Origin of the sequence: Thermosynechococcus sp. (assembly GCF_046299635.1) — a bacterium.
In the GTDB taxonomy this organism is placed as follows: domain Bacteria; phylum Cyanobacteriota; class Cyanobacteriia; order Thermosynechococcales; family Thermosynechococcaceae; genus Thermosynechococcus.
In genome coordinates, this window is record NZ_JBKBHV010000002.1 from 77,432 (window position 1) to 101,857 (window position 24,426).

The window sequence follows — 24,426 nt, forward strand, 5'->3', positions numbered from 1 at the left end:
AATCGGTGGCTTCAGGCACTAGGGACCGCCTGTCAAAGGACGGGGAGCGCGATCGTAGTACTGAGCTGTCATCGTTGGGTTGAGAGCACGGGCACGCGCGTAGTCCTCTTGCGCCAATTCCACATTGCCACTATCAAAGTAGGCCATGCCCCGACTGTAGTAGGCAGCAACAAATTGGGGATCCCGCGCTAGGGCAGCATCAAAGTCGGCAATTGCCGCCGGGTAGTTTCGGAGGGCAAGATAGGCCATTCCTCGGTTGTAGTAGGCCGCAATAAACTGTGGATCTTCGCTGAGGGCAGTGGTAAAGTCCGCGATCGCCCGCTGTAGATCCCCTTGGTCATAGTAGGCTAGGCCGCGAGCAAAGTAGTAGTCAGCACTGGGGTTAAGTCTGATCGCTTGGCCAAAGGCCTCAATGGCGGCAGCTAGATCACCATTACCTTGGTGCATTAACCCTAGGTTGTAATAGTCCTCGGCACTGCGGGGCACAAGGCGTTGCAGTTCCTGAAGTTCAGGGGGTGTTAGGGTGGCGATCGCCATGGGCTGTGCCACAGCAGCACTGCCGAGACCAACAAAAGCAGCTAAAACTGTCAAAGCACTGAAGAGTTGTTGGCGCATCGTCGGCCTCCTTGCGGCATCACTTAGCCTTACTTCGATCCTAAAAGAAAATGAAGAAATCACACAGCAAACGATAACACTTGTAATAAATCGCCGGACAAGACCCTTTTCTTAGGTGCCCACACAGCATTCCGCTCTGTAGTGGTTTTAAGCGTTTTAAGCGCACTCTATCCTTGGGAAAAGGGCTGTATATTGATATCTTTAGGTTTTTCTGCGGAGAGGGCAGTGCGCTATCTCTTGGATCAGGTGTGATCTAGGGCACTGACCGAAACTGGGTGTGATATTCAAAGGCGCTTGTAATTGACAATCCGACCGAAACTTTCCGGCTGCAAACTAGCGCCACCCACCAGCACCCCATCAATTTCCGGCTGTGCCATGATCGCATCAATGTTGGTGGCATTGACCGAGCCACCGTACTGAATCGGGACATCGGGATTTTGCAACTTACTGCGAATCAGACCGATGACACGGTTGGCTTCCGTTTCTTCACAGGTATCGCCAGTGCCGATCGCCCAAATGGGTTCGTAGGCAATCACCAAATTGCCCTGATCCACCTCCACCAAGTCCAGTGCCAACTGCTGAAAGATGTGGTTTTCTGTTTCGCCAGCATCCCGTTGGGCTTTGGTTTCACCCACACAGAGAATCGGTGTCAGGCCGTGGCTTTGGGCAGCTTTGAGCCGTTGGTTAACCGTGGCATCGGTTTCCCCAAAATACTGCCGCCGCTCACTGTGGCCGATAATCACATAGCGCACGCCCAACTCCACGAGCATCGGTGGCGAAATCTCTCCCGTAAACGCCCCTTGATCTGCCCAATGGACATTTTGGGCACCCAGTTTCACCCGCGTTCCGTGCAGACTCTTGGACAATACACTTAAACAGGTGTAGGGAACGCAGAGCACCACCTCGCGATCGCCGGGGGTGTCCACCAACTTCCCTAAGAACTCTTGGAGGAAGGCCACCGCCTCCTGTTGGGTTTTGTGCATTTTCCAGTTGCCAGCAAGAACTTTTGGGCGCACTCGTCCTGACTTTCCTCTGCGAAACTTAGCCTAATTAAGCCTACCATACGGGCTGCCCCTCTCATTGAAAAGGATGGCCAAAGCTCAACCCCTTCCGCGACGGTTCCGAGGAGGGCGAGTTGGGAGGTGAGGACTCAGGTTGGATTTTGGAAATACTGTTGGGTGTAGAACTGGGCATAGCGGGCAGAGTGGGCAAGGAGTTCTTCATGGGTGCCACTTTCAATGACCTGCCCCTGCTCTACGACAAGAATGCGATCGGCGCGACGAACGGTGGCCAAACGGTGGGCAATGATAAAGACCGTGCGCCCTTTCATTGCCTTCTCCAGAGCACTTTGCACTAAGGCTTCCGATTCCGAGTCCAAAGCGGAGGTGGCTTCATCCAAAATTAAAATACGCGGATCGGCATAAACTGCGCGGGCGATTGCCAGCCGTTGCCGTTGCCCTCCGGAAAGATTGATTCCCCTTTCCCCCACCCATGTCTGATAGCCCTCGGGAAATTGAGTAATAAAATCATGGGCATTGGCAATTTTGGCTGCCTCAATCAGGCGCTCCCAATCGGGTTCAGAGTAACCAAAAGCAATATTTTGGGCAATGGTGCCCGAAAAGAGAATGGTTTCCTGAGGAACAATGCCAATTTGCCGCCGCAGGCTTTTAAGGGTGACGGTTTTAATATCAATGCCATCAATCAAGACTTTCCCCGCTTGGGGATCATAAAAACGGGGCAACAGGTTAACAATGGTTGATTTACCCGCCCCTGAATGACCCACAAGGGCAATGACTTCCCCCGGCTCCGCCAAGAGATTAAAGTCATTGAGCACCGGACGCTCTGGATCGTAGCCAAAGCACACATCTAGGTATTGCACTTTCCCAGAAATGGGGGGTAAGGGCTGCGCATGGCTGATTTCCTTGATTGTGGGTTCAAGCGCCAACAGGCCAAAGCTACGCTCCACCGAGGCCTGTGCCATTTTGAGTTCGTTGTAATCAGCGGAAATCATATTAATGGGTTCCATTAGTAGCGCCACTGCCGCAACAAAGCTGAGGAACTGCGATCCCGTGAGATGACCGGCATTGATTTGCCACGCCCCCAAGATAAACAGCAGCATAATGCTGAGGGCTTCAAGAAACCCCACCACAGGGTATTGCATTGACTTAATACGCTCTGCACGGTAGCGAGCACGGCGGTTAACATCGGCCTGCTGTTCAAACTGCGCTACGGCATAGTCCTCAGCCGCAAACGCCTTAATCAGGCGAATCCCCGAAAAAATTTCCGTGAGGTGGGAGGCCAAATCGGCAATGCGAGCTTGACTCAGCCGCGACTGTCGCAACAAACGATTGCCAAACCAAGCGATGAGAAACGTCATCAGCGGCGCAATGATCATCGTCCCCAATGTCAGTTGCCAGTTGAGGTAGAACATATAACCAATGACAGCAACTGTTGTTAAAGTTGAGGGGATTAGGCGATGAAAACTATTGTTGACCATGACACCAATGCGATCTACATCCTCGGTGAGGCGGTAGGTGAGATCGCCCGTCGCTGCTTTTTCAAAATAGTCCACCCCCAAACGATGCAGATGACGGTAAAGCCGCACTCGAATGTCATAGACAATCCGTAGGGAAATATCCGACATCAGGACATCTTGGCCAAACTGGCAAAAACTGCGACCGACAAACAGCAGCGAGGACGCTGCACACCATTGAATTAGACCTATCAAATCCCCTGCCCCAATGAGTTTTGCCGCTTGGCCAATTAGGTAGGCGATCGCCGGCATGGTCGAGACGTAGCCGAGGGTACACAAAAAAGCAACCAGTAACCGTCGCCGATAGGGAAGGATATAAGCAAATAACGGCCGGTAGCTGGTATTCCAAAGCATGGGCTATTTTCCAATGCAAAAACGGCTAAAGATTTGTTCTAGTACGGATTCAGTGACCTCTTCGCCGGTTAGGGTACCAAGAGCACGGGCAGCGGCATGAAGATCGATCGTCCAAAAATCAAGGGGCAGTTGGGCATCAATGGCCGCCAGCACATGATTCAGAGATTGGTGAACCTGCTCCAAGAGTGCTGCTTGGCGTTGGTTGATGGCAAAGTCTCGGTTAGCGGCACTAACCCCTTGGTCTTGAACAAGGTCGAGAATGGCCTCCTCCAGATGCTCAATTCCCCTTTGGCTGAGGGCAGAGAGCAGCACCGTAGGAATGGGGGCAATGGGCAATAAAATATCTCGGACATCTACGGTTTCGCTGAGAAGATCGGCTTTATTCAAGACGACAAGGACGGACTGAGGTGCCTGTTGCCGCCGCTGGGGCAAAGCCAGTTGGTCGTAAATTTCTTGGTCGGCGGCGGTCCACCCTTGGCTGGCATCGAGAACGAAAAGAATGAGATCCGCCTCGGCTGCGGCTTGGCGCGATCGCTCCACTCCCATGCGTTCCACCAGATCATCAGTTTCACGAATGCCGGCGGTATCGAGGACTTGGATCGGAATGCCCCCGACGACTAGTTGGGATTCCACAATATCGCGGGTGGTGCCGGGTAAATCCGTGACAATGGCGCGATCGCTCCGGCTCCAGGCATTGAGCAAACTCGACTTGCCGACATTGGGGCGACCCACGATTGCCACTTTTAGGCCGGTGCGGATTAGCGCTCCCCGTTCTGCCGTTGCCAAAAAATCTTCTACTTGATCTTGCAGCTGACGAATTTGGGCTGCTATGGCGGCGGGATCCAAAGGGGGCAGCTCGTCGGTAAAATCAAGCCGCGCTTCGATTTCCGCCAAAAGGGATAAACAGGTTTGCCGAATTTGCCTGAGGGGTCGGCTTAGTTTGCCCGTCAGACCGGCCAAGGCGACTTGAGCCGCCGTTGTGGATTGGGCAGCCACCAACTCAGCCACACTCTCAGCTTGGGTAAGATCAAGCCGACCGTTGAGAAAGGCGCGCAGGGTAAACTCCCCCGGCTCTGCTAAACGTGCCCCGGCGGCAACACAAAGTTGTAGCACCCGCTGGACGGGTATTAGACCACCATGGCAATGGAACTCCACCACATCTTCGCGGGTATAGGAGCGGGGAGCCAGCATCAAGAGCAAAAGGGCTTCATCTACCCGCTCGTCAGTCTGGGGGTCGCGCACGTAGCCGTAGAGAATGCGATGGGACTCCCAAGGCTGCTTGCCAGGAGCTTCAAACAAAGAGCGGGCGATCGCGAGAGCCTTGGCTCCGGAGAGGCGGACAATGCCGATACTCCCCTGTTGGGGCACAATAGCCGTGGCGATCGCCGCAATCGTGTCATGGAGGTATTGCACTACCCTAGTTGATACAGCTCCTTTAGAGACTCATCTCAGCGGCTTGCACTTTCTCCACTTGTTTCTTCTTCAGCACAAGCAAAATCTGCGAGAGAGTAATGGCAGCAAAGAACACCAACAGCCACTTAATGCGGTTGGGATCTTGAAGGACAATTTCTGTATCCTTTTGCCCAAAACCGCCCACATTGGGATTGTTGGTGAGGGCTTCGCCCGCAGCAACCGTTTGACCTTCCTTGACAATGAGGTCAGGACCGGCAGGAATGGTTTCTGTGACGGCTTCGCCGCTTTCAGGGGTGATCACCACCGCCGTACTGCCATCGGGGTTGGTGGTAATATTGGTAATTGTGCCCGCAATGGGTGCGGTAAAGACGTTGTTGTTACTCTTTTCACCGTTGGGATAAACTTGGCCGCGCCCCCGGTTGCCTCCGGCATGGACGGAATACTTACCGAAGTGGATGGATTTATCTGTAGCCGGATTCGGTGCGAGGACAGGGAAAACAATTTCCTGATATTGCTCACCCGGTAGGGGACCCACCAGAATGATGTTTTGCTTGTCCTCACTGTAGGGTTGGTAGTAAATACCGCTGGTTTTGGTTTGCAATTCCTCAGGAATGCGATCGGGAGGGGCAATTTTGAAGCCCTCGGGCAGCATGAGAACCGCTCCCACATTCAGGCCGCCTTTGGAGCCATCCCCCAGCACCTGTTGCACACTGGTGTCGTAGGGAATTTTCACCACCGCTTCAAAGACCGAATCGGGGGTTACCGCTTGGGGCACCTCCACTTGGATGGGTTTGGCGGCAAGGTGACAGTTGGCACACACAATTCGCCCTGTCGCCTCACGGGGGCTGTCATAGCCCTGCTGGGCATAGAAGGGGTAGGCCTGTGCCTGCGGTGCCCATAACAATACACTGGCGGCGAGGGCGATCGCCAGCGTTAAAGATTTGAAAAAGCGTTTCATACCACTCCCTAAATTTTTTACGTCCACCAAGGTTCTTTGCCTGTGCGGAAATCAGTTTCCGTCCAAGGGGTAAACACCAGTTTGTCATCTTCGGTAACCGTGGCATTCACCAGTGCCAAGGAGAGGGGAGCAGGGCCACGTACCACTTTACCCGTGCTGTCGTATTGAGAGCCGTGGCAGGGGCAAATGAACTTGTTTTCACTAACATTCCAAGGCACTACGCAGCCAAGGTGAGTGCAGACAGCATTCAAGCCGTAGTTGGCAATTTGGTGATCCTCAGTAACAATCACGTAGGTGGGATCCCCTTTAATCCCTTGGGCAAGGGAGCGATCGCCCGGCAGGTGCTTCGTCAGGTACTCAGAAACTTTAATATCGTTGCCCAACGCATCCTTGGCAACCACGCCACCACCTGTACCGCCACTGGAGGGCGGAATGAAATACTTGACGACAGGGTAAAGAGCGCCCAACGCTGTACCCGTGATGGTACCAAACGTCAGCAGATTCATAAACTGTCGCCGCCCCATATCGGGCACATCAGACATTCCAGAAACTTGAGCCATGGTTTACGCTTATTTACGAAGGAATCGAAACGAACAGCCGTAAAATAATTACGTTTGTTAACTATTATCACACTGTCCGAGCCGTCCCGACCGCACGGGCTGAAATTCTTGCCAATGCTGACGCCCCTCACCGGTGATGAACTCCATGCCTTGCTCCTGCGCAAGTGGGGGCGCTCCTTTGACCTTCAGTTTCGCCGCGTGGGCGATCGCCTCTTTTTGCAGGTGATGTGGCGCTACCTCGAGCAGGCCTCCTATCCTGATACGCCCGAAGACTATGCCGCCCACCTAAGGGCGATCGCCCAACATCTGAACGACTGGGGCTGTGCTCGGCAAGTCTGCGCCTTTATTGAGACCACCCGTGAGAAACCCCGCCTTGGCAAGGCCGTGAATATCCCCCTTGATCTGGGGACGCGCATTATCGAATGGCTCGAATAGCGCCTTAGCAGATTTCTGAAAAAATGTTAAGAATGTTAAAAAGGATTGCGATGATGTGGGAGATGTCCCCCCGATGCCTGAGAATGTTTGCGGAAGGTTACGTCAGCCCCGTGGGGCGATCGCCGTACCTATCTCCCCTTCAGAAGGTCGGTGAGTCGTAACATTCTAATGGCAGATGCCACATTATCAAGACCCTTGTTTTATAATTCCCACTTTGGAGGAACTCAATGAGCGTCGTCACGAAATCGATCGTGAATGCAGATGCCGAGGCCCGTTACCTCAGCCCCGGTGAACTGGATCGCATTAAAAGCTTTGTCAGCACCGGTGAACGCCGTCTGCGCATTGCCCAAACCCTGACTGAAAACCGCGAGCGGATTGTCAAGCAAGCGGGCGATCAACTCTTCCAAAAACGGCCTGATGTGGTCTCCCCCGGTGGCAATGCCTACGGTGAAGAAATGACCGCTACCTGCCTGCGCGACCTCGACTACTACCTGCGGCTTGTGACCTACGGTATTGTTGCAGGTGATGTCACCCCCATCGAAGAAATCGGCTTGGTGGGTGTGCGGGAAATGTACAACTCCCTCGGTACCCCCATTCCTGCCGTGGCCGAAGGGATCCGCGCTATGAAGAACGTTGCTTCCTCGCTGCTGTCTGCTGAAGATGCCGCTGAAGCTGGTTCTTACTTTGATTTCGTAATTGGCGCCATGCAGTAGGTCGCCTCAGTATCCTTCATTGATTCATCATCCAAATCAGTTTTTGAGGAAAAAGAACTATGCAAGACGCGATTACCGCTGTCATCAATGCCTCTGACGTGCAAGGCAAATACCTCGATACCGCCGCCATGGAGAAGCTGAAAGCTTACTTCGCAACTGGCGAACTGCGGGTGCGTGCTGCGACCGTGATCAGCGCCAATGCCGCCAATATCGTCAAAGAAGCAGTGGCCAAGTCTCTGCTGTACTCTGACATCACCCGTCCCGGTGGCAACATGTACACCACCCGTCGCTATGCGGCCTGTATCCGCGACCTCGACTACTACCTGCGCTATGCCACCTATGCGATGTTGGCCGGAGATCCTTCCATCCTTGATGAGCGGGTGCTCAATGGGTTGAAAGAAACCTACAACTCCTTGGGTGTGCCCATCGCCGCTACTGTGCAAGCGATCCAAGCGATGAAAGAAGTCACTGCTAGCTTGGTGGGTGCCGATGCCGGCAAAGAAATGGGCATCTACTTTGACTACATCTGCTCTGGCTTAAGCTAAGTACAGCTCTCCATTCGCCCATCTGTCTGGGAGTTAGGGGTTAGAGTGTCAGCCTGTCATGGCAATCGTGCTTAAACAGTCTGAGTCTGGCCTTTAGCTCCCAGACGTGCAATCACCCCACACAGATTTGGAGTCCCATCCCATGCGCATGTTCAAAATTACCGCCTGTGTGCCGAGTCAAACCCGTATTCGCACTCAGCGCGAACTGCAAAACACCTATTTCACAAAACTAGTGCCCTACGAAAACTGGTTCCGCGAGCAACAACGCATCCAAAAAATGGGTGGCAAGATTGTCAAAGTGGAACTCTTTACAGGTAAACCGGGAATCAATACCGGTCTAGCCTAGGTGCCTCTCTAAAACTGTTTCCTAGCGATTTTGAGGCTTCACTGTTGAGATAGTTGACTTGGCAGGTTCCTTCCTTCTGAGACAATTATCTGAGCGGTGGAGCTTTGCTTCTTAGGAAGACATTTTTCAAAAAGGCGCCTAAACCAGAAAACGCTCCCAGCCATCGCCATATTGGAACCGCATTTTGGGGAAAATGGCCTCTAGATTCTCGTGGGGGCGCGGGATCACCGTTGACGACAGATAGAGCGTTTTTTCTTTGGGACTCTGAGCCGGGATTTTCTTGGCGGCTTCAACACCAGCTGCAACCGCAATTTGCACTTCAGAAACGTCGCCGCGGACAATAATTGTCAGGCGAGCACCACTGACCACTTCATAGCCCACAAGGGTAACACGCGCTGCTTTCACCATCACATCGGCAACCGCTAAGGCAGGGGGATGACCCAGTACTTCTACCATCCCAAGGGCAATGGGCATGAAGACCGCTCCTAAACACAAAAAATTGTTAAAATAATACTATCTTTGCGATCGCTAGAGGACGCACCGATTTGGCAACATTAGCATATCACTTCTATTGATAGCCTTGATAAGTTCAAAGGGCGATCGCTATAATTGATTTTTATCGCCAAAATCATCTTTTCTGATTGAGTCTTTTTTGAGGGTATTTTAAGAACGCCCCACCCCCATCAGTTTTGCTAAGCCAATCCCCGTAAAATACAGGGCAAGCAGAGCACCCGCTAATAGTCCCTGCGTAATTGGATCAATGGAGGGGGTCAAGACAGCTGCCACGGCCACGGCAATAATCACCACGTAGCGCCATTGGCTGAGCATTTGTGGAATGGAGACAATCCCTAGAGCAATGAGCACCAACTGGAGAATGGGGACCTGAAAGGCAAGGCCAGTAGCGAGGAGCAACAGCAAAATAAAGTCCACATAGCGATCGATCGACCATAATTGCTCAACCACATCTGCCCCATAGTTAATGAAAAAGCCAAGGGCTGCGGGAGCCAAGAGGGTATAGGCAAAGGCCAACCCCGCAATAAAGAGAACTGACGAGCCAAAAACAACCGGTGCTAATAACCGTTGCTCACGCCGTGTCAAGCCGGGCAGGATAAAACGGATGGCTTGGTAAAGAATCATCGGCGTCGCTAGGAGGATGCCACTGTAGGCTGCTGCCTTACAGGAGACAAAAAAGTACTCGCCTGGACTCAGTTGCAGAAACTTGGCTCCTTGAGCGGGTTTTTCAAGGAATTGAATAATCCAGCGGACTTGGCTAAAGCAGAGAACAATGGTGACAGCAGTAGTGCCGAGGATAACAAAGAGCCGCTGCCGTAACTCCTCAAGGTGATCCCAGAGGGACATTTCCACTTCATTGGGCAGTTCATCCTCAGGGTCAATCGGGTCACTGGCCTCAAAGGGAGTGTCAACGATAGCTGAGGATTCTGGAGGGGGACTATCAATATCGGGCGATCGCGTCATTCAATGTCGGCAATTTTAAATCTTCAACTATTATGACTATTATGACCAAAGTCCCCAGATTGCATCCCTTTGGGGAATCGCCTATTTTAGAGAAGGGCTGGAGCGCAAGAATGGTCATGCCTTAGCGCTGCCGCAAGGGGTGGTGATTCAATTCCTAAATCTTGGTAACCTGCGCCGACACTGTCTATGTCCTTAATGGCAATTCCCCGCAGTTGGGGTAAGCTGCCGCTGACGGCGGAACTGCTCAGCAAATTACAACAGCAACGGGAACTGGTTCTCACAGGCATGCCCCGTCTCGTCAAGGGCTTGGTGGCCACCACGTTGGCGCAGCAGAGTCAGCAATCGCTGTGTGTGATTGCCTCTACCCTTGAGGAGGGGGGACGCTGGGCGGCTCAATTGGAACTCATGGGCTGGGATACCGTTCTTTTTTACCCGACCTCCGAGGCCTCGCCCTATGACCCCTTTGACTTGGAAGCGGAGATGGTCTGGGGTCAACTGCAAGTGTTGGTGGAGTGTGCCCATCGTTCCAAGATTGCCGTTGTCACCACAGAGCGGGCGCTGCAACCCCATTTGCCGCCACCCCAACAGTTCTATGCCGCCTGCCTGACGTTACAGGTGGGTCAAGAGCACTCCCTAGAGGAGGTGGCCACCGCCTTGGCCGCTCTGGGCTATGAGCGGGTTTCCTTGGTGGAAACGGAGGGTCAGTGGAGTCGGCGCGGCGACATTGTGGATATTTTCCCCGTCGCGGCGGAGCTACCGGTGCGCTTGCAGTGGTTTGGCGATGAAATTGAGTCCATTCGCGAGTTTGATCCGGCCAGTCAACGCTCCCTCCACGCCGAGGGCGATCGCCTTGATGCCTTAGAGCAGGTGACCCTCACGCCCATTAGTTTTACTCCCCTGATTGCCCAAGGGCTGAAGGCAGCGGATCACGCCCATCTCATTCCGGAAGATCAGGAGGGACTGCGGCGCTATCTTGGGGTCGCTTTTCCGCAGCCGGCTTCGCTGTTGGACTATTTGTCTCCCCAAACCCTAATTGCGGTGGATGAGCCGCCCCTCTGTGCTGCCCATGGCGATCGCTGGTATGAACACAGCCACGCCTACTGGCAAACGTTAGACCCCCCACCGCCCCCTATCCATCGTCCCTGGTCGGCCAGTGTCCAAGCCCTCGAGCGGTTCCAACGCCTCCACCTCTATGAACTGGCCAGTGAGGGGCTAGGTCTCAATTTGTCAGCCCGGCCGGTTCCGGCCATTCCCCACCAATTTGGTCGCTTGGCGGCAACGCTACGGGAGGAACAGGACAAGGGCTACACGGTGTGGTTGGTCTCGGCGCAGCCGAGTCGCTCTGTGGCGCTGTTGCAGGAGCACGATTGCCCCGCCCAGTTTGTCCCCAATCCCAAGGACTTTCCGACCATTGATAAGCTGCAACAGCAGCGAGTTCCCATTGCCCTCAAGGCCGGTGGTTTAGCGGAAATCAGTGGCTTTATTTTGCCCACGTTCCGCACGGTCTTGGTGAGCGATCGCGAGTTCTTTGGCCAGCACAACCTGGTCAACCTTGGCTATGTGCGCAAACGCCGCCGTGCTGCCGCCAAACAGGTGGATCTCAATAAGCTCCAGCCGGGGGACTACGTCGTCCATCGCCAACACGGGATTGGCCAGTTCCTGCGCCTTGAAACGCTGACAATTAACAATGAAACCCGTGAGTATCTCGCCCTTCAGTATGCTGATGGTATTCTCCGCGTTGCCGCCGATCAACTGAATAGTCTCTCCCGCTACCGCAAACAAAGCGATGGCGTCCCCCAACTCAATAAGTTAACGGGCAATATTTGGGAACGCACCAAAGCACGGGTGCGCAAAGCCATTAAGAAAGTGGCGGTGGATCTGCTGCACCTCTATGCCCAACGCGCCCAACAACAGGGTTTTGCCTTCCCCCCGGATACACCGTGGCAGCAGGAGATGGAGGACTCGTTTCCCTATCAACCAACCCCGGATCAACTCAAGGCCATCCAAGAGGTCAAGGCCGATATGGAGAGCGATCGCCCCATGGATCGGCTGGTCTGCGGTGATGTGGGCTTTGGTAAAACCGAAGTGGCCATTCGCGCCATTTTCAAGGCCGTGATGGCGGGGAAACAGGTGGCAGTTCTCGCCCCCACCACGATTCTAACCCAGCAGCATTACCACACCCTCAAGGAGCGCTTTGCCCCCTATCCGATTCAAGTGGGTCTCCTCAATCGCTTTCGCAGTGAGCGGGAGCGCCAGAATCTCCTGCAAAAACTCAAAACTGGCGAAATTGATGTGGTGGTGGGGACGCATCAACTTCTGAGCAAGGCCATTCAATTTCGGGATCTCGGGCTACTGGTGGTGGATGAGGAGCAACGCTTTGGGGTCAACCAAAAGGAGAAAATCAAAGCCCTGAAAACCCAAGTAGATGTTTTGACCCTGAGTGCGACCCCCATTCCGCGCACCCTTTATATGGCTTTGTCCGGCATTCGGGAAATGAGTCTCATTACGACCCCGCCCCCCTCGCGGCGCCCGATTCAAACCCACCTTGCGCCCTATGACCCAGAAACGGTGCGCAGTGCGATTCGTCAAGAATTGGATCGGGGGGGTCAAGTCTTCTATGTTGTTCCCCGCGTCGAGGGCATTGAGGAGGTGGCAGCAAAGCTGCAAGAGATGGTGCCTAGTGCCCGTCTTCTCATCGCCCACGGCCAGATGGCGGAAGGGGAACTGGAAGCCACGATGCTGGGCTTTAGCAACGGCGAGGCGGATATTCTTGTGTGTACGACCATCATTGAGTCCGGCTTGGATATTCCGCGGGTCAACACGATTTTGGTGGAGGATGCGCAGCGGTTTGGCTTGGCACAGCTTTATCAACTGCGGGGACGGGTAGGCCGCGCCGGCGTTCAAGCCCATGCGTGGTTATTTTACCCGCGGCAAGAGGTGCTCAGCGATGCCGCCCGTCAACGGCTGCGGGCAATTCAGGAGTTTACCCAACTGGGATCGGGCTATCAACTGGCTCTGCGCGATATGGAGATCCGCGGTGTGGGCAATCTTCTAGGCGCAGAGCAGCACGGTCAACTGGACAGTGTCGGCTTTGATCTCTATGTGGAACTGCTAGAGGAGGCGATCGCCGAGATCCGCGGCCAAGAGATTCCCGCCGTGGACGATACCCAGGTGGATCTCAATGTCACCGCCTTTATTCCCGCCGACTATATGCCCGATCTGGCGCAAAAGATGGCCGCCTACCGTGCCGTGTCCGCTGCCACCACCAAGGAAGACCTGATGCAATTGGCAGCAGAGTGGAGCGATCGCTATGGGGCATTGCCGAAATCGGTTCAGCAGCTGCTGCGGGTGGTCGAACTCAAGCAACTGGCACGCCGGTGTGGCATTAGCCGCATTCGCCCCGAAGGCAAGCAGCACGTGATCCTGGAAACCCCCATGGCCGAACCGGCTTGGAAACGGCTCCTAGAGCAACTGCCCTCCCATCTCCACAGTCGGTTTGTCTATCATCAGGGCAAGATCACCGTGCGGGGGTTGGGGCTACAGCCAGTGGAAAAGCAACTGGAGCAGCTCATTGAGTGGTTCGGCCAAATGAAAACAACGGTTGCGGCTGCCCCCTAAAGAACAGATTGGGGATCCAATTGGTCTAAAAGAGGTTCAAGGACGGCTTCCCAAGGGGGGAGGGGGGTACCCAACACTGCCTCTAACTTCTCACAATTGAGCACAGAGAAGGCAGGGCGCTTGGCCGGGGTGGGATACTCGCTGCTGGGAATCGCCTCCAAGGGAGCCGTCTCATAGCCTTTAGCCCGCAGGTGTTCAAAAATTTTGGCGGCAAAGCCATACCAACTGGTGCTGCCGCGCGGTGTCAGGTGATAGAGGCCGCCGAGGGAGGGATCTGCCTGCCAGCGTTCAAGCAATTGGTAGGTGACTTGGGCCAGGAAGGGCGCCGCCGTGGGCGTACCGATTTGATCGGCAACCACCCGCACCACAGGACGGGTTTGGGCAAGGCGAACCATGGTGCGCAGAAAGTTCTTGCCCCGCAGGTCATAGACCCAACTGGTGCGCAAGATCAGGTGGGCGGGGTGATGGCGGGCGATCGCCTGCTCTCCCAGCCACTTGCTGTAGCCATAGGCATTAAGGGGGGCAGGGGCATCGGTTTCGCGGTAGGGCAGGGATTGCTGACCGTCAAATACATAATCGGTGGAGTAGTGAATCAACAGCCCCCCCAACGCCGCCATCGTGGCCGCCAAACGACCCACAGCCGTGCCGTTGATCCGCTGCGCCTGTTCCGGTTCCTGCTCTGCCTGATCCACCGCCGTATAGGCCGCTGCATTGATCACCACATCGGGGCGAAGGGTTTCCAGCAAACGGGGAATGGCCTCTAAATCTGCCAAGTCCAGCGTTACGGCCGTGCCCTGGCGCGCCACGGGAATCACTTCAACGCCGGGGGGGGCTTGCTGCACCAATTGCCAGCCCACCTGCCCTGTTGCCCCCAAAATGAGTAGCCGCATTTTCCGCCCTCCTTGATGATGAACTGATTGTTAAAATACTTTAAGAGTTTGCGCGACTGCCCATGAATACGGCAATTGTCCCCAGCGATGCTGCGCCCCACGAGATTGCAATTACTGCTGAAACCGTTTCCGAGGAAGCCGATACTTTTCAACCCTATGACCCCATTGCCATTGAGGCCTATTATCGGCGGCGGCCTTTGCTGGTCTTAAGTCGCTGGTTGCGGATTCTCTGGCCGGTGTTTTGGCTCCTTTTTAACCGCTGGTGGGACAGGATCACCGGCCAAAGTAAACAAAATCAGCTTCGGCGGGCGATCGCCCTGCGGGAAACCCTAACCCGCCTTGGTCCTGCCTATATCAAAGTGGGACAAGCCCTCTCCACCCGGCCGGATTTGTTGCCGGCGGTATATTTGGAGGAATTGACAAAACTCCAGGATCAGTTGCCCCCCTTTCCCAACGAAGTGGCCTTTCAGTTTATCGAGGAGGAATTAGGAGCACCGCCGGCGGAACTCTTTGCCGAATTGAGTGATCATCCCATTGCCGCTGCTTCCTTAGGACAGGTGTATCGCGGCAAACTCCACAGCGGCGAAGAGGTGGCCGTTAAAGTACAGCGCCCCGGCTTGGCAGAAAGTATTACCTTAGACATTTACATTTTGCGCGGGGTGGCCTATTGGGCAAAACGCCTGATCAAGGAGATTCGCAGTGACTTAGTGGCCATTCTCGATGAATTTGCCGCTCGCCTCTTTGAGGAAATGGACTATACCCAAGAGGCACGGAATGCCGAACGCTTTGCCCGCCTCTATGGCCACCTCACCGATGTCTATATTCCCAAAATCTACTGGAAATATACCCGGCGGCGGGTACTGACCATGGAGTGGGTGACGGGGGTCAAACTCAACCAACCGCAGCAAATTCAGGCCTTGGGCATTGATCCGCGCTACATGGTCTATGTGGGGGTGCAGTGCTCCCTAAGGCAGTTGCTCGAACATGGGTTTTTCCATGCAGATCCGCATCCGGGGAATCTGTTGGCCATGCCCAGCGGCAAATTGGCCTATCTCGACTTTGGTATGATGAGTGAGATTGCCCCAGAGCAGCGCTATGGCTTGCTGAATGCCATTGTCCACATTGTGAATCGGGAGTATGAAAGCCTTGCTTACGATTATGTTCGTTTGGGCTTCCTGACGCCAGATACAGATCTGGAACCCATTATTCCGGCGTTGGCCTTGGTCTTTGAGGATGCCTTGGGGGCGAGTGTCTCGGAACTGAATATCCAGCGCATTTTCGATCGCCTGTCAGAGGTGATGTATGAGTATCCTTTTCAGGTGCCCGCCTACTATGCCCTGATCGTGCGATCGCTTTTGACCATGGAGGGGATTGCCATGGGCGTTGACCCCAACTTTAAGGTTCTCAGTGCTGCCTATCCCTACATTGCCAAGCGCCTGCTGACCGACCCGGCTCCGGAGCTGCGCAGGAGTCTCACAAACCTGCTTCTGAAGGACGGCCAATTTCGCTGGACGCGCTTAGAAAATCTGCTGCGCAATGCCCGGGAGAGCCGTGACTATGACTTTAATGTGGTGCTGGAGCAGGCTTTGGATTTTCTCTTTTCGGAGCGGGGCGCCGAGTATCGCGATCGCCTAGCGGATGAAATTGTCAAGAGCCTCGATAGTTGGGCACGGACAACGATGGGGCAATGGAACTTGGTACAACTGTTACCCCTAGTAACCCGTCCAGTACCGACAACGGCGAGTTCCAATATCATCAGTGAACCCAATGCCCTAGAGCATTTGCGCCGCATCTTCAGTATCTTGCAAGATACCCCCGGCTTTGACTGGGGCAAGGTCATCCCGGCAATTTTGAAAATTATCGTGCGCCCGGAGCTACAGCAGATGGGTCAGCGCATTGTCAGCGGACTGCTGCAACGGGCGATCGCCCGCTTTATTCGGGAGATGTTGCTGGCGGATTCTCCGCCGCCTCTTCAGACGACGAGTTTGTCCCGCTAGGCTCTGGGGACGGCAGCAGTGGCGTCGCTTCGGCGGGGGAAGGTGTTTGGGCGGGGGCAGGTTGGGTGGCAGGGGTGGGGCTGGCCTGCGGTTTTGGCTTTGGTGGGACAACGGGAGACGGTGTACTCGGCCGTTCGGGGGGCGTGTTTGCAGGTGGCTGAGCACGGCATACCTCTGGACGATACTCAAAGGCAAAGGTGATCGCTAAGGCTTGATACTGCCCTGTGGCCTCAAAGGACTGCTGACGTACCCGTTCTAGCGCCGCTTGATCGAGAAGCGCAGAGCCACTGCTGCGAATAATCTGGGGATTGCGGCTGAGCAGGCCGGTTTCGGGAGCGGCATTGACCGCAAGCAATTGCCCTTGGGGTGTGACCACTAGCGCAACTGTTGTTTCCCCTTGCAGGCGATCGCCACAGGCCTCTTGGGGATAAAAGTCGGTAATCCGCTGCGCCAAATTTACTTGCAAATTGCCGGTGTTGAGGGTCAATCGCGTTTGATTAAACCAACGGGATAACGCTGCGGCGGCTTCACCCTCTGTGGTTGCTGCGGGTTCTTCAGGAGTGGATTCAGGTGTAGGCGTCGGTGAGGCCAGTTCCGGGGCAACAGCAACATCTTCATTCGGAGTTGTCGGGATCACGGGTAAGGGGCGGGCGGGCGGGGGCAATTGCCATGGGGAGGGCAACGGCTGAAGGGGAATTGGATTCGGGAGTGGTGGCAGTTCCGTCAGCGGCGGCAAGGGGGGCAGTGGTGCCAAGGGGGCAAAGGAAACAGGGGGTGGCTCAATGCCCGCAAACGGCAGAGGCGGTGGCGTAGTCGTGGCAAGGGGCGGCAATTCCGTGGGCAACAGCGGTTCGATAGACGGTAACTCTGCTTCGAGTGCCGGCGAAAGGTTGACCAGGGGCACCAGTTGATCATCGGCTAACTCTGGCGGCGTCGGTTCCGGAACCCGCCCAAAAGCAAGGATAACGGCGTGCAGAAGAATTGAGCTGGCGATCGCTAGTCGTGTTGGCTCCCACACTGGCCACTGGGAAACCCTTTGCCAAATGGGTTGAATTGGTAGCCGCAGCATACAAGAACTCCACACCCCTGAATACCCACGACGATTGTATCTCGGCTGATTCTCCCTAATGCCAAGCAAGACTTGCTACGATAAACGAATAATCCCGTCCTAATATGGCTTGATGCCAATATATTGAAGAAGTGGCTGAACTGTATCGGCAGCGGTGGGCGATTGAGAATCTATGGAAATTTCTGTTGAAAAACCCTTAAAACGGCCAATTTCAATGATGCGAGTAGCACGAATACTGGCTGCTAGGGAAAAAAAGCGTCATCCCCAACCCTAGCTCTGAGCCTCCAGCAACAAGTGCTTTCCGCATCAGGCCAAAAAAATCGCCAAAATAGCCGTCCATCCTTTTCTGGTTATGGGGTAAAGCTTCTGTTGTCATTAGGTACTCTGGACTAAAACTCATAAGCGTATTTCCGGCAGCAACTCTTTGGGGCTTGGTTTTACCTTATCCTAGCTGAGGTTACAATATAGGATGCTAGGAGAGATGGCAGAGTGGTCGAATGCGCTCGACTTGAAATCGAGTGTGGCAGTGATGCCACCGAGGGTTCGAATCCCTCTCTCTCCGTTGAATCAAGAAAAAGGCAGCCAGAACGTCTCCAGCCGCCTAACCCAAATTATGACTTTTTAGCGTGACCTATAAGCCGAGATCCGCCAAAATGTCAGTGGCATGGGTATCGGTTTTCACGTTGGTATAGACATGGGAAATGATACCGTTGCCGTCAATTACATAGGTGACGCGCTTGGCGTAGCCACCGCCATCTACGTCGTAGGCTTTGATAATGGACCGATCCACATCCGCCAGCAAGGGGAAAGGAAGGTTAAATTTTTCGGTGAATTTTTGGTGTGAGGTTTCATCATCGGCGCTTACCCCCAGAACCACAATAGCCTTCTCCTGATAGGCGGCATAGTTGTCGCGAAAGCTACAGGCCTCCTTGGTGCAGCCAGGGGTGTCATCCTTGGGATAGAAATAGAGCACTACCGTTTTGCCTTTGAAGTCACTCAGGGAAACGGTATTGCCATGGGTGTCCTTGGCGGTAAAGGGCGGGGCGGGTGTACCAACGGCTAGAGCCATGACGGATAACCTCCTAACGTTAAGATTTGTTACGTCTTCTTTATTCTATCGGTAGGTGCCAAAAAGTTAGTAGTGGATACGAGGGTCAATCCAGGCATTGAGCACATCAATGAGAATACTGGCGGCCACTACAATCACGGCAAAGAAAACCACAATCCCTTGGACGGTGGGATAGTCCCGCAGGGCAATGGCTTCGTAGAGTCGCTGTCCGAGTCCCGGCCAAGAGAAGGTCACTTCCGTCAAGACCGCTCCTCCCAAGAGGCTGGCAAGGGTCAGACCCAGAACTGTGATCACCGGAATTAAGGCGTTCTTGAGGGCATAGTGAATCAGAATCCGATGCTCAGGAATGCCACGGGCACGAGCCGCTACCACATACTCTGCCACGAGGGTTTGCTTGAGATTTACCCGCACAATGCGCTCAAAGATACCGCTGAGGACGATCGCCAGCGTACAAGCCGGCAGCAGCAAATGGGTAAAGGCAGTGGTGAGTTGGTGGAGATTGCCGTTGAGGAGCGCATCCAGCACATACAGCCCTGTGGGGCCTTGGGGGGGTGTTTCGGTGATGGGGTAGCGGGTGCCCAAGGGAAGCCAACGCAAGTTCACGGCAAAGAGCAGTTGCAGCAGCATGCCCAACCAAAAGAGGGGCAAGGCATAGGTAATGATGCCAAAGAGACGCCCCCCAATATCCCAAGCGGTTCCAGACTTGACCGCAGCCCAACTGCCAATGAGCACACCCAAGCCAAAGGCGATCGCCAGAGCGGCGAGGCTTAATTCTGCCGTTGCAGGAAAATGCTTAGCAATGATCTTCGTGACGGCTTCCCCTTGACTGGTGAGGGAGGTTCCCAGATCAAATCGCAGGAGTTGCTCTAAGTAGTTCAAGTACTGCTGCCACAGGGGTTGCGCCAAGCCCAATTGTTCTCGTAAGGCCTCTTTAACCGCTGCCGGCGCACGGGGGCCTAAAATCGCATCCACGGGATCTCCCGGCGTGGCTCGCAGCAGCAAAAAGACAACGGTGACAATTGTCCACAGCATCAGCGGCGCCAGTAAAAGCCGCAGGAGCAGGTATCCCTGCAATGCCCGCAGGCGAGACATTTAGTTGCCTGGTTATTCTTGAGGGGGATGTGCTGCCCGCCGGCGATCGCGCTCAATCGAAGCTAAAAGCCGTTTGGGATAACTATCGGCGGCAATTTGCAGGATTTGATCGAGGGGCGTATCATTCATAAACTTGGTGGCGGCAGCAATGTACTCGCGGTTAGGACAGCGATCGCCAAGGACACAGCCATTGACACAGGCCTCGGCACAGTTGATGGTTTCTGGCGTTAGTTCACTCATGGCAGCTCTCCGAGGAATCCTTCAAATTTTAGCAAGGGCAGGCCACGGCGGAATTGCCAATGATTGCCCTACCCCCTAGGCTAGAATCGTACTGGCCATGGAAGTATTGGGTAGGAGGCAGAATGCGCAAGAAATGGATCACCCTTTTAGTGCTGGTGTTGGGGATGATTCCCTTTATTGCCCTCTCTGTGATGCCCCTGCTCACCAGTGCCTTTACAGCCCCCCAAGCCACCCCTAGACCTGTGGCCGCTCCCGCCGCCGGGGATAAAATTGCCGAACTGCAAGCCCAAGAAAAGGGCTATCAACTGGTATTGGAGCGCGAACCCAACAATGCCACGGCACTGGAGGGCCTAGTCCTGACGCGGCTGCAACTAATTCAACTGGGCAAAGCAGAAATGACCAGTGTCATTGACCCCCTGCGGCGGTTGGCGGCGCAGCGCCCTGAACAAACAGACTATGCGATTCTCCTAGGGCAAGCGCAACAACAAACGGGCGATCGCGAGGGGGCTGCCCAAACCTTTCAGGGGGTTCTTGCCAAATCGCCGGGGAACCTCAATGCCCTGCGGGCCTTGGTGGATCTCTACCTCAAGGAAAATCGTCCCCAAGCCGCTATTGGTCTGATTGAAGAGACCCTCAAAGGGGCAGAGCAGGCCAACAAAGTGCAACCGGGGAGCGTGGATGTCACGGCTGTGCAACTCCTCCTTGGCGATGTCTATGTGGCTCAAAAACGCTACGATGAGGCGCTGGCTCTCTTCCAAAACCTCGGCAAAGAGAACCCCAATGATTTTCGTCCCGTTCTTGCCCAAGCAATGGCACTCACGGAACAGGGCAAAAAGACTGAAGCAGCCCCCCTCTATGCCAAAGCCGTGGAACTTGCCCCTGCTAAGTATAAAGATGCCATCCAGCAAGCGGCTCAGCAGGTACAAAATGAATCGCCGGCGACTTCTGCTCCCTCACCGCAGCAATAGAGGCCTAAACTTGCTGTTGCAGTTCCTGGAGGCGGGTCAATACCTCTTGGCTGTGGGTGGCCGGGTTCACTTTCAGATAGCGCTCCCGTAGGATGCCTTCAGGATCAATGAGGAAGGTGTGGCGCAGCGAGACAAAGCCTAGCCAAGAGCCATAGGCCTTGCTGACTTGGCCATCGGGGTCAGAGAGGAGGGGAAAAGTCAGCCCTTCACTGTCACAGAAATCGGCGTGGGAGTCCACCGAGTCGGCACTGACGCCGATGACTTCAGCATTGTGGGCATGGAATTGCTCGATGTCCCGTTGGAAGCGCCGGGCTTCGAGGGTGCAGCCAGAGGTAAAGTCCTTGGGGTAAAAGTACAACACCACCCACTTGCCGCGATAATCCTTGAGGGAGATGGGCTGACCATCCACACTGCTGGGAAGGGAAAAGTCCGGTGCCGGGGCATTGAGGGGCGGCAGTTCACCTCCCAGAGCCAAACTAGAAGCTGATGGGCTGAGGAACAGAATCAAACTCAAAAGGGCAACAAGTAGTGAGCGCAAGAACATGGTTAAATCGCTACACTGGCCTTAGGAAAGCATCTAGCTGCACTGTACCGCAGTTTTCACGATTTTGCGAGGTTGATGCCGTCGCTGCCTTTTGGACAAGTCATGCCCCGTTGGTTGCGCCGGCTGTGCTGGCTGGGGCTGGCGATCGCCTTGGGGGTGGGGTTGTGCCACTGGATTGCCGAAAGCCTCTGGTTTCATCAACTGGGCTATTTGGAGGTGGCCTGGCGGCGCTGGAGTATCCAAGCTTTGCTATTTCTCACGGTTGCGGGGGTATCGGCACTCTTCTATGGCCGGCAGCAACACTGGCTCCTGCGGCAGCGCACGCTAACCCTCGATCCAAGCCTGAGGGCACAGAGTACCTATCGGGGGCTGGGGCTATGGCGGCTGTTGGGGTGTGCCGGCGGTTTAACTTGGCTGCTGATTGTTGCCACGTATCACATTGGGGCGATCGCCCTACAACTCTGGCAGCAGCGCTCAGAAATTACCTTTAACAGCCCTCTGTTGCCGCAATTGAGTGTTTGGCGAGTGGCGGAACTCTCGCTGCAAATCGTGCAGAATCCTTGGTTATTGCTGCCCAGTCTGGGGGCGTTGGTACTGGGGTTGTGGTTGCCCGTGCGCCTCTTTCAGGGGATAGGCATTCTCTTGAGCCTCGCCATGGGGGCGATCGCCAGCCTAAGTTGGCCGGTCGTTCTCAAGGGAGGCTTTGCGGTCAGCGACCCCCACACAGAACCGCTCTTTCACCATTCCATTAGCTTTTACCTCTTTCACCTGCCGCTGTGGGAATTGTTGCGGCTATGGTGGGTCAACCTCAGTATTGTTGGCCTAGCGGGAACGGCCTTGGGCTATCTCCTTGCCAATGACAGTCTCAGTCATGGCAAATTCCTCGGCTTCGGGCGATCGCAACGGCGGCATTTACAGGGCTTGAGTGCCTTTGTCTTTGCGACGGTGGCCTTTAGCTTCTGGCTGGAGCGCTACAAGCTGCTTTATTCCACCCAGGGAGTGGCGTTTGGTGCAGGCTATACCGATGTCACCGTGCGCTTACCCCTCTACGGTTGGCTCTCGGCCTCGGCCCTTGCTGTTGCCTGCTTACTGGCTGGCTCGGCAATTCGACAGGGCGGCGAAGGGCAGCGGCGGTTGGGGCCAATTGCCCCCGGCCTTTTCGGCTTTACATTGGGCTATCTGATGGTCATCCTGATTGCAGATTGGCTGCTGCCGACCGCTATGGAAGCAGTGATTGTTCAACCCAACCAACTGCAACGGGAACTGCCCTACATTCAGCGCACCATTACCCACACCCGCGAAGGCTTTAACCTCGAAAAAATGCGGGTGGAACCCTTCCAGCCGGAAAATAATCTCAACGCCGAGATCATTGCTGCCAATGCGGCCACCACCCGCAACATTCGCCTTTGGGATACTCGCCCCCTTCTTGAAACCAACCGGCAACTGCAACAACTGCGCTCCTACTATCGGTTTCCCGCTGCCTTCTTGGATCGCTACTCTCTGAAGCTATCGCCGCAGCAAGACCGATCCGAAATTCGCCAAGTCCTGATTGCCGCCCGCGAAGTGGACTACGGGGCAGTGCAGCAGTTTGCCCGCACGTGGATTAACGAGCACCTTGTGTTTACCCACGGCTACGGCTTCACCATGAGTCCTGTGAATACCGCCGAAGCCAACGGTTTGCCCAAGTACTTTGTGCGGGATATTGGCGATACGGGCGAGCTACTGGTCAATCCGCCGCAGATTCGCGAGAGTATTCCCTTTTTCTATCCCCGCATCTATTACGGTGAACTCACCAACACCTACATTTTTGCCCCTTCCAAGGTTCCCGAACTCGATTTTCCGCGGGGGGCTGAAAATGTCTATAACCACTACGACGGTAGCGGGGGCGTGCCCATTACCGGCTGGTGGCGCCGCCTAGTTTATAGCGTCTATTTTCGGGATTGGCAATTGCTGCTAACCCCCAATTTGCGCCCCGACTCACGGGTGCTTTTTCGGCGATTGATTCAGGATCGGGTGCGGGCGATCGCCCCCTTCCTGCGCTTGGACAGTGAACCCTATCTGGTGGTGGCCGATCCCCGCTCTGAACAAGACATAGCCACTAGCCCGAGCACGGCGGGGGTCAGCTACCTCTACTGGATCATTGATGCCTACACCGTTAGTCGCTACTACCCCTACAGCGATCCGGGGGCGCACCCGTTTAACTACATTCGCAACTCCGTCAAAGTGGTGGTGGACGCCTACAACGGCGATGTCACCTTCTACGTAGTCGAACCCGAGGATGTCATGATCCGCACGTGGCAGCGGATTTTTCCCACCCTTTTTCGGCCCCTCAGTGCCATGCCCCCTCGCCTTTATCGCCACATTCGCTATCCCGTCGATCTGCTACAGGTGCAGTCGGAGCAACTCCTGAAATACCACATGACCGATCCTGTGGTCTTTTATAACCGCGAAGATCTCTGGCAAATTCCCAAGGAGATCTACCGCGAAAAACCCCAAGCCGTGGCCCCCTACTATTTGATTACCAAGCTGCCCATCGGCGCGACGGAGGAGTTTATTCTTCTTGTGCCTTTTACGCCCGTGAATCGCCCCAACCTGATTGGTTGGCTGGCAGCCCGCTCCGATGGCCAACACTATGGCAAGCTCCTGCTGTACGTTTTTCCCAAGCAAGAACTGGTCTTTGGGCCTGAGCAAATGGAGGCGCGGATTAATCAAGATCCAGTTATTTCCCAGCAAATTTCCCTCTGGAATCGCCAAGGGTCAAGATCGGTGCAGGGCAATCTCCTGATTATCCCCATCGAGCGATCGCTCCTCTATGTCGAACCCATTTACTTGGAAGCTGATCAAAATCGACTGCCCACCTTGGCACGGGTCATCGTCATGGATAATCAACGGATTGTGATGGCTCCTACCCTCGAAGAGGCTCTCGAACAGCTCTTTTCCCAATAGTGCCAAAGTCCTTAAATCTGTTAGTCAACCTTCATAGCTCCAAAA

Annotated in this window: 22 protein-coding genes and 1 tRNA gene; 9 read left to right on the plus strand and 14 right to left on the minus strand. The window is 54.8% G+C overall.

From position 1 onward, the window contains the following. Positions 1-18 precede the first annotated feature (18 nt). The 6 genes from ACK4IR_RS01365 to petC all read right to left on the minus strand — a co-directional run bounded on the left by ACK4IR_RS01365 (position 19) and on the right by petC (position 6,433). Positions 19-615, minus strand: coding sequence for a tetratricopeptide repeat protein (locus ACK4IR_RS01365; RefSeq protein WP_409871575.1), 597 nt, complete (start codon positions 613-615; stop codon positions 19-21). Positions 616-899: 284 nt separating this feature from the next. Next, complete coding sequence (gene tpiA, locus ACK4IR_RS01370) at positions 900-1,631, minus strand: triose-phosphate isomerase (protein ID WP_409871578.1); 732 nt, start codon at positions 1,629-1,631, stop codon at positions 900-902. A 134-nt stretch (positions 1,632-1,765) separates the two neighbouring features. After that, positions 1,766-3,502: an ABC transporter ATP-binding protein gene (locus ACK4IR_RS01375; RefSeq protein ID WP_409871580.1), complete on the minus strand. Its 1,737-nt coding sequence runs from the start codon at positions 3,500-3,502 to the stop codon at positions 1,766-1,768. Positions 3,503-3,505: 3 nt separating this feature from the next. Next, positions 3,506-4,915 (minus strand): tRNA uridine-5-carboxymethylaminomethyl(34) synthesis GTPase MnmE, encoded by a 1,410-nt coding sequence (gene mnmE, locus ACK4IR_RS01380; protein ID WP_409871582.1) that lies wholly within the window; start codon positions 4,913-4,915, stop codon positions 3,506-3,508. A gap of 22 nt (positions 4,916-4,937) precedes the next feature. Next, the gene (gene petA / locus ACK4IR_RS01385; protein WP_409871584.1) at positions 4,938-5,873 is read right to left on the minus strand and encodes a cytochrome f; all 936 of its coding nucleotides are present in this window, start codon (positions 5,871-5,873) and stop codon (positions 4,938-4,940) included. Positions 5,874-5,890: 17 nt separating this feature from the next. Continuing rightward, positions 5,891-6,433 carry a cytochrome b6-f complex iron-sulfur subunit gene (gene petC / locus ACK4IR_RS01390; protein WP_409871587.1) on the minus strand — a complete coding sequence of 181 codons (543 nt, stop codon included), beginning with the start codon at positions 6,431-6,433 and terminating at the stop codon, positions 5,891-5,893. Between the two features lie 114 nt (positions 6,434-6,547). On the opposite strand from petC, the gene ACK4IR_RS01395 reads away from it, so the two are divergent. From ACK4IR_RS01395 to ACK4IR_RS01410, 4 genes are all read left to right on the plus strand, one after another. Then, positions 6,548-6,868: a DUF3067 family protein gene (locus ACK4IR_RS01395; protein WP_409871590.1), complete on the plus strand. Its 321-nt coding sequence runs from the start codon at positions 6,548-6,550 to the stop codon at positions 6,866-6,868. A 227-nt stretch (positions 6,869-7,095) separates the two neighbouring features. Further along, positions 7,096-7,581 carry an allophycocyanin subunit alpha gene (gene apcA / locus ACK4IR_RS01400; RefSeq protein WP_149817474.1) on the plus strand — a complete coding sequence of 162 codons (486 nt, stop codon included), beginning with the start codon at positions 7,096-7,098 and terminating at the stop codon, positions 7,579-7,581. Positions 7,582-7,640: 59 nt separating this feature from the next. Further along, positions 7,641-8,126 (plus strand): allophycocyanin subunit beta, encoded by a 486-nt coding sequence (gene apcB, locus ACK4IR_RS01405; RefSeq protein WP_149817471.1) that lies wholly within the window; start codon positions 7,641-7,643, stop codon positions 8,124-8,126. A gap of 142 nt (positions 8,127-8,268) precedes the next feature. Further along, the gene (locus ACK4IR_RS01410) at positions 8,269-8,472 is read left to right on the plus strand and encodes a phycobilisome linker polypeptide (protein ID WP_409871593.1); all 204 of its coding nucleotides are present in this window, start codon (positions 8,269-8,271) and stop codon (positions 8,470-8,472) included. A 138-nt stretch (positions 8,473-8,610) separates the two neighbouring features. On the opposite strand, the gene ACK4IR_RS01415 is transcribed toward ACK4IR_RS01410, so the two are convergent. Together ACK4IR_RS01415 and tatC are read right to left on the minus strand one after the other, a co-directional pair. After that, on the minus strand, positions 8,611-8,946 hold the full coding sequence (locus ACK4IR_RS01415) for a carbon dioxide-concentrating mechanism protein CcmK (RefSeq protein WP_409871596.1): 336 nt from the start codon (positions 8,944-8,946) through the stop codon (positions 8,611-8,613). Positions 8,947-9,135: 189 nt separating this feature from the next. Further along, complete coding sequence (gene tatC, locus ACK4IR_RS01420) at positions 9,136-9,948, minus strand: twin-arginine translocase subunit TatC (RefSeq protein ID WP_409871598.1); 813 nt, start codon at positions 9,946-9,948, stop codon at positions 9,136-9,138. Between the two features lie 186 nt (positions 9,949-10,134). Here tatC and mfd point away from each other — a divergent pair, with 186 nt between their 5' ends. After that, the gene (gene mfd, locus ACK4IR_RS01425; RefSeq protein WP_409871601.1) at positions 10,135-13,566 is read left to right on the plus strand and encodes a transcription-repair coupling factor; all 3,432 of its coding nucleotides are present in this window, start codon (positions 10,135-10,137) and stop codon (positions 13,564-13,566) included. Here mfd and rfbD read toward each other — a convergent pair. Then, the gene (gene rfbD / locus ACK4IR_RS01430) at positions 13,563-14,456 is read right to left on the minus strand and encodes a dTDP-4-dehydrorhamnose reductase (RefSeq protein ID WP_409871604.1); all 894 of its coding nucleotides are present in this window, start codon (positions 14,454-14,456) and stop codon (positions 13,563-13,565) included. The genes mfd and rfbD overlap by 4 nt on opposite strands. Before the next feature lie 62 nt (positions 14,457-14,518). On the opposite strand from rfbD, the gene ACK4IR_RS01435 reads away from it, so the two are divergent. After that, the gene (locus ACK4IR_RS01435; RefSeq protein ID WP_409871607.1) at positions 14,519-16,453 is read left to right on the plus strand and encodes an ABC1 kinase family protein; all 1,935 of its coding nucleotides are present in this window, start codon (positions 14,519-14,521) and stop codon (positions 16,451-16,453) included. Here ACK4IR_RS01435 and ACK4IR_RS01440 read toward each other — a convergent pair. Then, entirely contained in the window at positions 16,389-17,522 is a 1,134-nt protein-coding gene (locus tag ACK4IR_RS01440; RefSeq protein WP_409871610.1) for an energy transducer TonB, read from the minus strand. The genes ACK4IR_RS01435 and ACK4IR_RS01440 overlap by 65 nt on opposite strands. 475 nt (positions 17,523-17,997) lie before the next feature. On the opposite strand from ACK4IR_RS01440, the gene ACK4IR_RS01445 reads away from it, so the two are divergent. Beyond that, positions 17,998-18,084, plus strand: a tRNA-Ser gene (locus ACK4IR_RS01445). 69 nt (positions 18,085-18,153) lie between these two features. On the opposite strand, the gene ACK4IR_RS01450 is transcribed toward ACK4IR_RS01445, so the two are convergent. The 3 genes from ACK4IR_RS01450 to ACK4IR_RS01460 form a co-directional block, all read right to left on the minus strand. Further along, complete coding sequence (locus tag ACK4IR_RS01450; RefSeq protein WP_409871613.1) at positions 18,154-18,591, minus strand: peroxiredoxin; 438 nt, start codon at positions 18,589-18,591, stop codon at positions 18,154-18,156. Positions 18,592-18,657: 66 nt separating this feature from the next. Then, positions 18,658-19,683, minus strand: a complete 1,026-nt coding sequence (locus tag ACK4IR_RS01455; protein WP_409871616.1) for an ABC transporter permease — start codon at positions 19,681-19,683, stop codon at positions 18,658-18,660. 12 nt (positions 19,684-19,695) lie between these two features. Next, positions 19,696-19,923: a hypothetical protein gene (locus ACK4IR_RS01460; protein ID WP_409871619.1), complete on the minus strand. Its 228-nt coding sequence runs from the start codon at positions 19,921-19,923 to the stop codon at positions 19,696-19,698. 122 nt (positions 19,924-20,045) lie between these two features. Between ACK4IR_RS01460 and ACK4IR_RS01465 the strand changes: the two genes are divergently transcribed. Then, positions 20,046-20,891: a tetratricopeptide repeat protein gene (locus ACK4IR_RS01465; protein WP_409871622.1), complete on the plus strand. Its 846-nt coding sequence runs from the start codon at positions 20,046-20,048 to the stop codon at positions 20,889-20,891. 4 nt (positions 20,892-20,895) lie between these two features. On the opposite strand, the gene ACK4IR_RS01470 is transcribed toward ACK4IR_RS01465, so the two are convergent. Then, on the minus strand, positions 20,896-21,435 hold the full coding sequence (locus ACK4IR_RS01470; protein WP_409871624.1) for a peroxiredoxin: 540 nt from the start codon (positions 21,433-21,435) through the stop codon (positions 20,896-20,898). Positions 21,436-21,537: 102 nt separating this feature from the next. Between ACK4IR_RS01470 and ACK4IR_RS01475 the strand changes: the two genes are divergently transcribed. Then, positions 21,538-24,381 carry a UPF0182 family protein gene (locus tag ACK4IR_RS01475; RefSeq protein WP_409871627.1) on the plus strand — a complete coding sequence of 948 codons (2,844 nt, stop codon included), beginning with the start codon at positions 21,538-21,540 and terminating at the stop codon, positions 24,379-24,381. Positions 24,382-24,426: the final 45 nt, after the last annotated feature.

Coding starts and splice junctions, on each gene's coding strand:
- ACK4IR_RS01365 (WP_409871575.1), bottom strand. CDS start 615: ATGCGCCAACAACTCTTCAGTGCTTTGACAGTTTTAGCTGCTTTTGTT.
- ACK4IR_RS01375 (WP_409871580.1), bottom strand. CDS start 3,502: ATGCTTTGGAATACCAGCTACCGGCCGTTATTTGCTTATATCCTTCCC.
- petA (WP_409871584.1), bottom strand. CDS start 5,873: ATGAAACGCTTTTTCAAATCTTTAACGCTGGCGATCGCCCTCGCCGCC.
- petC (WP_409871587.1), bottom strand. CDS start 6,433: ATGGCTCAAGTTTCTGGAATGTCTGATGTGCCCGATATGGGGCGGCGA.
- ACK4IR_RS01395 (WP_409871590.1), top strand. CDS start 6,548: ATGCTGACGCCCCTCACCGGTGATGAACTCCATGCCTTGCTCCTGCGC.
- apcA (WP_149817474.1), top strand. CDS start 7,096: ATGAGCGTCGTCACGAAATCGATCGTGAATGCAGATGCCGAGGCCCGT.
- apcB (WP_149817471.1), top strand. CDS start 7,641: ATGCAAGACGCGATTACCGCTGTCATCAATGCCTCTGACGTGCAAGGC.
- ACK4IR_RS01410 (WP_409871593.1), top strand. CDS start 8,269: ATGCGCATGTTCAAAATTACCGCCTGTGTGCCGAGTCAAACCCGTATT.
- ACK4IR_RS01415 (WP_409871596.1), bottom strand. CDS start 8,946: ATGCCCATTGCCCTTGGGATGGTAGAAGTACTGGGTCATCCCCCTGCC.
- tatC (WP_409871598.1), bottom strand. CDS start 9,948: ATGACGCGATCGCCCGATATTGATAGTCCCCCTCCAGAATCCTCAGCT.
- mfd (WP_409871601.1), top strand. CDS start 10,135: ATGTCCTTAATGGCAATTCCCCGCAGTTGGGGTAAGCTGCCGCTGACG.
- rfbD (WP_409871604.1), bottom strand. CDS start 14,456: ATGCGGCTACTCATTTTGGGGGCAACAGGGCAGGTGGGCTGGCAATTG.
- ACK4IR_RS01435 (WP_409871607.1), top strand. CDS start 14,519: ATGAATACGGCAATTGTCCCCAGCGATGCTGCGCCCCACGAGATTGCA.
- ACK4IR_RS01440 (WP_409871610.1), bottom strand. CDS start 17,522: ATGCTGCGGCTACCAATTCAACCCATTTGGCAAAGGGTTTCCCAGTGG.
- ACK4IR_RS01450 (WP_409871613.1), bottom strand. CDS start 18,591: ATGGCTCTAGCCGTTGGTACACCCGCCCCGCCCTTTACCGCCAAGGAC.
- ACK4IR_RS01455 (WP_409871616.1), bottom strand. CDS start 19,683: ATGTCTCGCCTGCGGGCATTGCAGGGATACCTGCTCCTGCGGCTTTTA.
- ACK4IR_RS01460 (WP_409871619.1), bottom strand. CDS start 19,923: ATGAGTGAACTAACGCCAGAAACCATCAACTGTGCCGAGGCCTGTGTC.
- ACK4IR_RS01465 (WP_409871622.1), top strand. CDS start 20,046: ATGCGCAAGAAATGGATCACCCTTTTAGTGCTGGTGTTGGGGATGATT.
- ACK4IR_RS01470 (WP_409871624.1), bottom strand. CDS start 21,435: ATGTTCTTGCGCTCACTACTTGTTGCCCTTTTGAGTTTGATTCTGTTC.
- ACK4IR_RS01475 (WP_409871627.1), top strand. CDS start 21,538: ATGCCCCGTTGGTTGCGCCGGCTGTGCTGGCTGGGGCTGGCGATCGCC.